The 10,692-nt window shown below is 70.9% G+C and carries 8 protein-coding genes; 5 read left to right on the top strand and 3 right to left on the bottom strand.

What is annotated here, in order from left to right:
• Window positions 1-395 precede the first annotated feature (395 nt).
• Together AB0L95_RS27475 and ptsP are read left to right on the top strand one after the other, a co-directional pair.
• A complete protein-coding gene (locus AB0L95_RS27475) occupies window positions 396-845 on the top strand; it encodes a PTS glucose transporter subunit IIA (RefSeq protein WP_365165701.1) in 450 nt (149 codons plus the stop codon).
• Window positions 846-922: 77 nt separating this feature from the next.
• A complete protein-coding gene (gene ptsP, locus AB0L95_RS27470) occupies window positions 923-2,593 on the top strand; it encodes a phosphoenolpyruvate--protein phosphotransferase (protein WP_365165698.1) in 1,671 nt (556 codons plus the stop codon).
• Window positions 2,594-2,722: 129 nt separating this feature from the next.
• Here ptsP and AB0L95_RS27465 read toward each other — a convergent pair whose 3' ends face one another.
• Together AB0L95_RS27465 and AB0L95_RS27460 are read right to left on the bottom strand one after the other, a co-directional pair.
• Entirely contained in the window at window positions 2,723-3,616 is an 894-nt protein-coding gene (locus tag AB0L95_RS27465; protein ID WP_365165696.1) for a hypothetical protein, read from the bottom strand.
• Between the two features lie 136 nt (window positions 3,617-3,752).
• Window positions 3,753-5,720, bottom strand: a complete 1,968-nt coding sequence (locus AB0L95_RS27460) for an acetoacetate--CoA ligase (protein WP_365165694.1) — start codon at window positions 5,718-5,720, stop codon at window positions 3,753-3,755.
• A 213-nt stretch (window positions 5,721-5,933) separates the two neighbouring features.
• Here AB0L95_RS27460 and AB0L95_RS27455 point away from each other — a divergent pair, with 213 nt between their 5' ends.
• Window positions 5,934-8,300 (top strand): glycoside hydrolase family 31 protein, encoded by a 2,367-nt coding sequence (locus tag AB0L95_RS27455; protein WP_365165692.1) that lies wholly within the window; start codon window positions 5,934-5,936, stop codon window positions 8,298-8,300.
• 79 nt (window positions 8,301-8,379) lie between these two features.
• On the opposite strand, the gene AB0L95_RS27450 is transcribed toward AB0L95_RS27455, so the two are convergent.
• Window positions 8,380-8,916 carry an NUDIX domain-containing protein gene (locus tag AB0L95_RS27450; protein ID WP_365165689.1) on the bottom strand — a complete coding sequence of 179 codons (537 nt, stop codon included), beginning with the start codon at window positions 8,914-8,916 and terminating at the stop codon, window positions 8,380-8,382.
• A gap of 157 nt (window positions 8,917-9,073) precedes the next feature.
• On the opposite strand from AB0L95_RS27450, the gene AB0L95_RS27445 reads away from it, so the two are divergent.
• Window positions 9,074-9,499: a zinc ribbon domain-containing protein gene (locus AB0L95_RS27445; protein WP_365165709.1), complete on the top strand. Its 426-nt coding sequence runs from the start codon at window positions 9,074-9,076 to the stop codon at window positions 9,497-9,499.
• Window positions 9,496-10,686, top strand: a complete 1,191-nt coding sequence (locus AB0L95_RS27440) for a lipid-transfer protein (protein ID WP_365165688.1) — start codon at window positions 9,496-9,498, stop codon at window positions 10,684-10,686. Before AB0L95_RS27445 ends, AB0L95_RS27440 begins: the two co-directional genes overlap by 4 nt.
• The last annotated feature ends 6 nt before the right edge of the window (window positions 10,687-10,692 follow it).

Genomic DNA, 10,692 nt, shown 5'->3' with positions numbered 1-10,692 from the left:
CCGACTCTATCAGATCTTTTCTCGACCCGATTTCCTCGGCGCTTTCCAGGTTCCCGCTCCCGCGTTTCCCTTTCCGGCTTTCCCGACTCTATCAGCGTTTTTCCGTCTCCCTGACCACCGTTCTGCAGACATGCAGAAAGGATCCCGAGATAGGATCTGACAAGTTGGGTGCTGCCGGGCAGCGACGTGTGATCACGTCACCCGCCCCCAGGCAGGAGTACGACTGTACACGCGGCCATGCCGCGGTGCAAATGAAGCGGGCCGCGTCCTGAGGTCCGTCAACCCCTACGTCTCATGCGGAACCGTCACTTCATATGACATACGCTGCTGCCCAGTGCGCCGTCCGGGATAGGCAGTGACGGCCCATCTAGATCTCCACCCCTGGGAGGCTTCCCATGACCACCGTGACGTCCCCTCTCGCAGGGCGCGCGATCGCACTTGCCGCAGTGCCCGACCCCGTCTTCTCCGGAGCGATGGTCGGACCCGGCATGGCGATCGACCCCGTGCGTGAGCCCATGGAGGCCGTCGCCCCCGTGGACGGAATCATCGTCTCGCTCCATCCCCACGCATTCGTCGTGGTCGACGGAGAGGGACATGGTGTGCTGACCCACTTGGGCATCGACACCGTGCAGCTGAACGGTGAGGGCTTCGAGCTGCTGGTCAACAAGGGCGACACCGTTGCACGTGGCCAGGCCATCGTGCGCTGGAACCCGGCCGCCGTGGAGCAGGCCGGCAAGTCCGCGGTGTGCCCCGTCGTGGCTCTGGAGGCCACGCCCGACGTCCTCTCTGGCCTCCGCGAGGACGGCGATGTGAAGGCGGGCGACCAGCTCTTCGCCTGGCAGTGAGACCCGTGCCGTGGTGAACGGCACGACAGACAACCATCGCGGTGGCGGGGAAGCCGCACGATTCGGAGACGGGTGAGATGGAGACAACGCTGCGAGGCGTCGGTGTGAGCCACGGTGTGGCGATCGGCGAGGTCCGGCACATGGGAACGGCGGTGCTGGAACCGCCGGCGAAGCAGATCCCCGGCGAGGAGGCGGAGCGCGAGCAGGGGCGCGCACGCCAGGCCGTCGAAGCCGTGGCAGCCGACCTGACCGCGCGCGGCAATCTGGCCGGTGGCGAGGCACAGGCCGTGCTGGAGGCCCAGGCCCTGATGGCCCAGGACCCCGAGCTCATGGCGGACGTGGACCGTCGGATAGCCGTGGGCAGCACGGCGGAACGCGCCGTGTACGACGCGTTCGCCTCGTACCGGGAGCTGCTGGCCGGCGCCGGGGAGTACCTCGCCGGGCGCGTGGCCGACCTTGACGACGTGCGGAACCGTATCGTCGCCCGCCTTCTCGGGGTTCCCATGCCGGGCGTCCCGGACAGCGACGAGCCGTACGTCCTCGTCGCCCGTGACCTCGCGCCTGCCGATACCGCGCTGTTGGATCCGGCCCTGGTACTCGGCTTCGTCACTGAGGAAGGCGGGCCGACCAGCCACAGCGCAATCCTGGCGCGCGCTCTGGGTGTCCCCGCCGTTGTGGCGCTGCCGGGTGCGGGCGAGCTGGGCGAGGGCACGGTGATCGCCGTCGACGGCAGCACCGGCGAGATCTTCGTGCACCCGAGCGACGAGAAGAAGGCACAGCTCAAGGCGGCGGCCGCCGAGCGCAAGGCCGCCCTTGCGGCCTCCAGCGGGCCGGGAGCCACCGCAGACGGGCACAAGGTGCCTCTGCTGGCGAACGTCGGTGGTGCCGCGGACGTGCCGGCGGCCCTCGAGGCCGGTGCCGAAGGTGTCGGTCTGTTCCGCACGGAATTCCTGTTCCTGGACGACAGCAAGAACGCGCCGTCCGAGGAGAAGCAGGTCGAGGCCTACCGGCAGGTACTGGAGGCCTTCCCCGAAGGTCGCGTGGTCGTACGTGTGCTCGATGCGGGTGCGGACAAGCCTCTGGACTTCCTGACTCCGGCCGACGAGCCGAACCCGGCGCTGGGCGTGCGGGGTCTGCGGACGCTGCTGGACCACCCGGAGGTGCTGCGCACGCAGCTGACCGCCCTCGCGAAGGCTGCCGAGGGGCTGCCGGTCTATCTCGAGGTCATGGCGCCCATGGTCGCCGACCGCACTGACGCGAAGGCGTTCGCGGACGCGTGCCGTGAGGCAGGGCTCCAAGCGAAGTTCGGCGCGATGGTGGAGATTCCGTCGGCCGCGCTGCGCGCGCGCTCGATTCTGCAGGAGGTCGAGTTCCTGTCCCTCGGGACGAACGACCTCGCGCAGTACACGTTCGCCGCGGACCGGCAGGTGGGTGCGGTCTCGCGTCTGCAGGACCCGTGGCAGCCCGCGCTGCTCGACCTGGTCGCGCTGTCCGCCGAGTCGGCCAAGGCCGAGGGCAAGAGCTGTGGTGTGTGCGGCGAGGCCGCCTCGGACCCGCTGCTGGCGTGTGTGCTGACCGGCCTGGGTGTCACCTCCTTGTCGATGGGTGCGGCGTCGATTCCGTATGTGCGGGCCACGCTGGCGAAGTACACGCTGGCGCAGTGCGAGCGCGCCGCGGCGGCCGCGCGTGCGGCCGACACGGCCGACGACGCGCGCAAGGCGGCTCAGGCGGTGCTGTCCGGCGAGTAGCCGGGGCGCTTCATAGCGTCGATCTTCGTGTGGTCAGGGCGCTCCACCTGTGGGTGGGGCGCCCTTCGCCCGTTCAGGCTCCTCCTTGTGATCGGCGGGGAACTGCCTCGGCTCGGGTGTGGGGCGCCTTCAATGGGCGTGGCCCGTCATGGGTCCGTCGTCGCCGAGGTCGGGCGGGGTGCTGTAGTCGACGCCGGATTCGGGTGCGACCAGGTCGCCGGACTCGACGTCGGTGCAGTAGGCGTCGAACACCTCGCCGGCGGTGAGCGGTTCCAGTCGCTCACCGCGCAGGCGCCAGCCGTAGACGCGGTCCGTCCCGTCAGGTGCGGTGGTGCGCATGACGAGTCCGCCGGCCGCGTGGGTGGCGACGCCCAGCGCGAGGACGGTGGTGAATTCGAGGGCCTCCGTCTCGTCGATGCGGTTCGTGCCGTCGGGGTCCTCGTCTGCGTGGAGCACCGCGACGAGGGTTTCGGGTTGCGCCGACACACTGCAGACGAGGTGGCGGTGGCCCGGGCTCGCGGTGTCGAGGATGCGGGTGAGGAGCCGCGAGGCATGGGCGAAGGCGGCGTGTCCGATGTCCTCCCCGCAGGAGGCACAGGTCTCGAGGTGGGCCAGCACGGTCGTCGCGTACTGCCAGGTGGCCTGACGGACGGCTTCGTCGACCAGGTCCGGGACGAGTTCGTCCAGCGGCTGGCCCTCGTACGGGACGGCCGCTCCGGTGGCGGCCAGTTCCGCCGTGAAGCGAGTGCGGCTGGACGGGGCGTCGGGTTCCAGGCCGCTGTCGGCGCAGAACTGCGCGTACTCCTCCGGGTCGAAGAGGGCGACCGTGGTGTGGGTGCCCTGGGCGGCCAGGGTCCTCAACAGGGCTTCCACCTGCTGGAGGTAGGTCGCGTGGTCGTCGAAGGTGAAGGTGCGGTAGCGCCGCATCGCGATGAAGTCGTGTTCGTCGGTCAGCAGGCCGATGGTGCCGGCGATCTCGCGGCGCAGAACGCGTCGCATGGTCCGGTGCTCGGTGTGTGTCATGGCTCCCCCTACAAACAGTCGATCGGTCATCACACACAGTAATGAGCGCCACTGACAACGCCCGCCGGTCGCGGTGACCGGCGGGCGGCGGGCGGCGCCTCACCGCAAGCTGGGCGCGGTGGGACGCGGCGGTGCGTCAGGGGCGTTTGCGGGCCAGGTCCTCGTAGAAGCGGAGCAGGTCGAGGTCGTCGATCGAGCCGGGGTTGACGGCCTTCTCCAGAGGGGTGCCCTGCATGAGGCGTTTGACCGGGACCTCGATCCGCTTGCCCGTGAGGGTGTGCGGGACGCCCGGGACCTCGATGATCTCGTCGGGGATGTGGCGCGGCGAGAGCTCTTCGCGGATGGTCCTCTTGATGCGGTCCAGCAGCGGGTCGTCCAGGACGGATCCGGGAGTCAGGTGCACGAAGAGGGGCATCCAGTAGCCCCCGTCGGGCTGCTCGACACCGATGACGAGGGATTCCTTGATCTCTGGGAGGCGTTCGACGGCCTCGTAGATGTCGGCCGAGCCCATGCGCACACCCTGGCGGTTGAGCGTGGAGTCCGACCGGCCGTGGATGATCACGGAACCGCGGGAGGTGAGCGTGATCCAGTCGCCGTGGCGCCACACTCCCGGATACATGTCGAAGTAGCTGTCGCGGTAGCGGCTGCCGTCGGGGTCGTTCCAGAAGCGGATCGGCATGGAGGGCATGGGCTTGGTGACGACCAGCTCGCCGACCTCGTCGATGACCGGGTTGCCGTTGGGATCCCAGGACTGCAGGTCGGTGCCGAGGCCGGGGGCCTGGAGTTCGCCGATGTACACCGGGAGTGTCGGGACGGCTCCGGCGAAGCAGGAGCACACGTCGGTGCCGCCGCTGACAGAGGCGATCCACAGGTCGTCGCGGACCTCGTCGTGCAGCCAGCTGAAGCCGTCCGGCGGGAGCGGGGAACCCGTGGTGGCCACGCACTGCACCCGGGAGAGGTCGTAGTCGCGCGCCGGGCGCACACCCGCCTTGCGGCAGGCCATGACGTAGGCCGCGGAGGTCCCGAAGAGGGTGGCTCCGGTGCGTTCGGCGACGCCCCACTGGGCGCCCGTGTCGGGATGCCCTGGGCTGCCGTCGTAGAGGACGATCGTGGTGCCCGTGAGAAGGCCGGAGACGAGGAAGTTCCACATCATCCAGCCGGTGGACGTGTACCAGAAGAAGCGGTCCTCGGGGCCGAGGTCGCAGTGCAGGCCCAGCTGCTTGAGGTGCTCGACCAGGATGCCGCCCTGGGACTGGACGATGGCCTTGGGCAGGCCGGTCGTGCCCGAGGAGTACAGCACCCACAGCGGGTGGTCGAACGGCACCTGTTCGAAGACAGGCTCCATGTCCGCCGAGGTCAGGGCCGACCAGTCCAAGGCGCCTTCGGGGGCCTCGGAGCCGAGCTGCGGGATGTGGACGACGGCGCGCAGGGTAGGCAGTTCGCGGCGCAGCTCGGCGACGATCTCGCGGCGGTCGTGTTCCTTGCCGCCGTAGCGGTAGCCGTCGACGGCGAACAGGACGACGGGTTCGACCTGCTGGAAGCGGTCCAGGACGCTGCGCGCGCCGAAGTCGGGGGCGCAGGAGGTCCACACTCCGCCGACGGCGGCCGTGGCGAGGAGGGCGACGACGGCCTGCGGGATGTTGGGGAGGTAGCCGCTGACGCGGTCTCCCGGGCGTACGCCGAGGGCGCGCAGTTCGGCGGCGAGCGAGCCGACCTGGCGCCGCAGCTCGGACCAGGTGACCGGGCGGAGCTCATGGGTCTCGTCGACCGCGAGGAGGGCCGGTTCGTCGGCGCGGCTGTCCGCGGCGCGGAGGGCGTGTTCGGCGTAGTTGAGTGTCGCTCCGGGGAACCATTCGGCGCCCGGCATGGAGCGGTCGCCGAGCACGCGCGCGTAGGGGGTGGAGAACCGTACGTCGAACCACTCCGTGACGGCCTTCCAGAAGGTGTCCAGCTCGTCCACCGACCAGCGGTGCAGGGCCGCGTAACCGCCCTCGGAGGGGGCACCGTGGCGTTCGGCCGCCCAGGCCTGGAACCTGGTGATCTGGGCCCGGGCGATACGGTCGGCGTCGGGCCGCCAGAGCGGCGTGGCGTTCGCTGAGGTCATGGGGCGGCTCCCGGACTGTACGCGTCGTGTGCGTGAGTCGCGCACGTGCTGGGTTGTGCGCGTTACGCGGCTGACACGGACGATGCCATGTGATCGACTTCTACACCAGGGTGTCCCCCACATAGTTGGCATCGTGAAGCTGTGCTCCCAGCACGGGTGAACGGCAGTTGAACGGCGCCCGCATATGGGGACGTCGATGACAGGGTGAGGAGTATGGACGGTCGTGACCTGGTGCGTTCGGTGAAGGCGGTCGGTTCGGGGGGTGCGGTGCAGCGCCTACGCACCGTGCGGGCCGCGTGGCGCAGGAGGCGTGCCGACGCGGCCGGGTTGCCGCGACGAGGGGCGGAGCGGGCGCGGGTGCCGGGTCTCGTGCAGAGCGCGGAGCCCGGTCCCGGTGGTGGTGTCGTGCGGTTCACCCGGACCGAGCTGCGGATCACGGTCGCCGTGAACGGGGCCGTGTTCTGGGGCTGGGACGGGGCGGAGCCAGAGCCGTCGTACGCGTTGGCGGGCCGCTGTCCGGAGCCGGATCCGCGGGCCGTGCTGGAGCCGGACAAGGACGATGGCTGGCGGGTCGTGGCGGAGCGTGTCACGGTCGTGGTCTCACGGCACGGCGCGATCGAGGTGCGCACGCCGGGCGGGGTGACGCTGCGCCGGGATCTACCGCCTCGCTGGTGGGAGCCCTCGGGCGGGGGCGGTGCGCGCTGGATGCAACGGTCCGAGGTGGCCGCGGACGCCCGGTTCTTCGGGCTGGGCGCACGGGCCACGGGCCCGCGGTTGCGGGACGGGACGTATCGGTTGTGGAACACGGACCCGGGCCGGCCTTTCGGGCCCGGCGACGACCCGCTGTACATCACCATGCCGGTGCAGATGGTGGTCGCCGACGCAGGTACCCATCTCATGTTCCTCGACTCGTCGTGGGACGGCACGGTGGCCCTGCGCGAGGGTGAGGAGGGTGCGGGTTCCGGGCACGACCGGGCCGGCACCTGCGAGGTGCGGATGGACGGCGGGCCGCTGCGCTGCTGGGTGATGGTGGGCGCCCCCGCACGCGTACTGCTGGTCTGGGCGTCGCTGACCGGGGCGCCGGCCGTGCCGCCCGCGTGGGCCCTGGGACACCATCACGCACGGTGGGGCTTCGGCAGCGAGCAGGAGGTGCGGCGTATCGTCGCGGGTTATCAGGAGCACGACCTTCCGCTCGACGCCGTCCATCTGGACATCGATCACTACGACGCCCACCGGGTGTTCACGGTCGACCGGGAGCGCTTCCCGAAGCTGCCGCAGTTCGTCGAGGAGTTGGGCCGGCACGGCGTCCGCCTGGTCTCGATCGTGGACCCGGCGGTCCGGGCCGCGTCGGGCGAGCCGGTGTTCGACAGCGGGAGCGCCGAGGACGCGTTCGTACGGGACGCCTCGGGCCGGGTGGTCGAAGGGGTGGTGTGGCCCGGGAAGGTGGTCTACCCGGACTTCACGCACGCGCGCGTGCGGCAGTGGTGGGGCGGGCTCCTGGAGGAGCGTCTCGCGCAGGGCTTCGCGGGTCTGTGGCTCGACATGAACGAACCGGTGTCGTTCACGGCCTTCGGGGAGAACACGCTGCCCCGCTCGGCCCGGCACGCGTTGGAGGGGCGTGGGGGGGACCACCGGGAGGCGCACAACGTGTATGCGCTGTGCATGGCCCGGGCCGGGTACGAAGGCCTGCGGAGTCTGGCTCCCGAGGAGAGACCCTTTCTCTTCTCGCGCTCGGGTTGGGTGGGGATGCAGCGCTACGGGGGGACCTGGTCCGGGGACGTGGCCACGGGCTGGCCCGGGCTGCGCGCCTCGCTGTCCCTGGTGCTGGGGCTCGGGCTGTGCGGGGTGCCGTACTCAGGCCCGGACGTGGGCGGCTTCGACGGGAGCCCGTCGCCCGAGCTGTATCTGCGCTGGTTCCAGCTGGCCTCGTACCTGCCGCTGTTCCGTACGCACGCGAGCATCCGGGCCGGGCGCCGCGAGCCCTGGGAGTTCGGTGCCGACGTCCTGGGGCACGCGCGTGTGGCGCTCGCCGAACGGCGCCGTCTGCTGCCGTACTTCGTCACGCTGGCACATCTGGCCCGCCGCACGGGGGCGCCCTATGTCCGGCCGCTGTGGTGGGGGGCGCCCGAGGACCGGGCGCTGCGGGACTGCGAGGACGCCTTCCTGCTCGGCGACAGTCTCCTGGTGGCACCGGTGCTGGATCCCAACGCTGAGCGGCGGACGGTGCTGCTGCCGCGGGGTCGCTGGTACGACACGGCGACGGAGGAGGCGTACCAGGGGCCGGGCCCGGTGGTGGTCGATGTCTCCATGGCACGGATCCCGGTGTTCGCGCGCGCCGGTGCCGTGCTGCCCGTGCGGGGTGAGGAGGGCGGCCTGGAGCTCGAGGTCTGGGCACCCGCGCGCGGGAGGTCCGGGGGCGGCCTGGTGGTGCCGGACCCGGGCGACGGCTGGGACGAGCCGGAGACCGAACGCTATGTGACGCGCTGGAAGGGCCGTCGGGTCGTGGTGCGGCGGGACGGCCGGGAAGGCCGGACCGAGCCCGCGTACCCGGTACGCGTGCGGGGACTCGGCCGCGGGTGACACGGGGCGGGGCGTGCGTAGAGGCGGCCCCGGGTGGGGACCGAGGGCGGGACGGCTCAGGTGCCGTCCCGTCGCCGGCTCACAGGTAGCGGCCCTCGAACCAGCCCTGCGCGGCGAGTGTGTGCAGCGGGAAGGCGAGTTGGGCCGGCCGGCGCAGAAGGTGCCAGCCCGTCGTCTCCTCCGTGCCGACGGACGGCGGCAGGTCGGCCGTCGGACGCTCGGAGAGGAGTCCGAAGAGCAGCAGATGGCCGTCGGGTGAGCTCATCGCGTCGACGAGCCGCACATCGCGCGCTGCCGCGTCGATGCCGGTCTCCTCCTTGAGCTCCCGGACGACCGCATGCCGCCAGTCCTCACGGTGGTCGATGAACCCTCCGGGCAACGCGACGCCGCCGCGCGCGGGAGGGATGGTCCGGGTGATGACGATCAGGGCCGTGCCTTGGGCGTCGTACACGGGCTGGAGCGCCACCGCGACGGGCAGCGGATTGCGGTAGGTCACCGTGCCGCAGGCGGCGCAGGTACGGGGCCAGCCGGAGATGCCCTCTCCGTAGGGCGCTCCGCAGCTCGAACAGTGGGAGCCGGGCACGGAGTCGGCTGATGGGAACGGGGATTCGGACACGGGCGGACTGTATCCGATGACACGGAGGGCGCCTGCCCTGGCCGGGCGGCGGTCCGTCGCGACGCCTGCCGGATTTCTGGAGGCCGTGGCACACTTCATTTCTGACACTCCGTCAGACCTCTGACCGGGAGGCGCGATGCCACATGAACTCGCACCCGTGGTGGCCGGGTGGTTCGCCGGTGACGAGGACGACTTCCACCTCGTCGGCACGCGCTGTGCCGCGTGCGGCTCGGTGTACTTTCCGCGGGAGGACGTCCTGTGCCGGAATCCCGGCTGCGAGGGCGGCGACCTCATCGCAGTGCCTCTGTCCAAAGTCGGGCGGATCTGGTCATACACCGACGCCCGCTACCGACCCCCGTCACCCTATGTGACGAATGTGGAACTTCCGTGGGAGCCCTACGCGTTGGTCGCGGTGGAACTGGAAGCAGAGCGGATCGTGGTGCTCGGGCAAGCCGTTCCGGGAGTGACCGTCGCCGATCTGGCGGTGGGCATGGAGATGCGGGTCGTACCCGGCGTGCTGTCCGAGGACGCGGAGACGACCTGGACGACGTGGCACTGGCGGCCGACGGGGGTGGCGGCGTGACGAACGATGTGGCGGTGCTCGGAGCGGGTCTGCACCCCTGGGGCAAATGGGGGCGGAGCTTCGTCGAGTACGGGACGGTGGCGGCGCGTGCGGCGCTCGCCGACGCGGGGATCGACTGGCGGGACGTCGGCTCTGTCGTGGGTGCCGCCACGGTGCGGGGCGGCTATCCGGGTCATGTGGCGGGGGCGACGTTCGCCAAGGCCCTGGGATGGCAGGGTGCCCGGGCCGCGAGCGTGTACGCGGCCTGCGCGTCAGGGGCTCAAGCCGTCAACGCGGCGCGGGCCCAGATCCTTGCGGGGCTCGCGGACGTGGTGCTGGTGGTCGGCGCGGAGTCGGCACCCAAGGGCTTCTTCCGCCCGGCGGGCGGCGACCGGCCAGACGATCCCGACTGGCTGAGGTTTCGGGTCCTCGGAGCGACGAACCCGACGTACTTCGGGCTGTACGCACGCCGGCGCATGGCGCTCCACGGGGACACGGTCGACGACTTCGCCCAGGTCAAAGTGAAGAACGCGGCCCTGGGTGCGTTGAATCCGTACGCCCGCTACCGCAAGCGGGTCACCGTGGACGAGGTCGCCGCCTCGGCCGTCGTGGCCGACCCCCTGCGGCTGCTCGACATCTGCGCGACCTCGGACGGCGGCGCGGCACTCGTGCTGTCCAGCATGGAGTTCGCGCGCCGGCACGGAGCGGCCGCGCCGGTGCGCGTCCGGGCGGTGTCGACGGTCACACCACGCTTTCCCAACACCGTGCTGGATCTGCCGGACATCGCGACGGACTCGGTCGCGGAGGCGGGACAGCCCGAAGAGACGTTCCGTGCCTCGATCGCGCGTACCGCCTACGAGGAGGCGGGCATCGGGCCGGAGGACCTTTCCCTCGCCGAGGTCTACGACCTGTCCACGGCCTTGGAGTTGCAGTGGTACGAGGATCTGGGTCTGTGCGCGGAGGGGGCGGCGGCGAAGCTACTGCGTGAGGGCGCGACGTCGCTCGGCGGGCGAATACCCGTCAACGTCAGCGGTGGGCTCGCGTCCTTCGGAGAGGCGGTTCCGGCACAGGCGATCGCCCAGGTGTGCGAACTGACCAGGCAGTTGCGGGGAGATGCCGGCGACCGGCAAGTGGCGCGAGCCCGGGTCGGGATCAGCGCGAACCAAGGACTGTTCGGGCATGGCTCCGCGGTGATCGCTGTGCGGTGATCACCA

It is taken from the genome of Streptomyces sp. NPDC052036 (genome assembly GCF_040680495.1).
In the GTDB taxonomy this organism is placed as follows: Bacteria; Actinomycetota; Actinomycetes; order Streptomycetales; family Streptomycetaceae; genus Streptomyces.
This window is presented reverse-complemented; position numbering and strand designations above follow the sequence as displayed.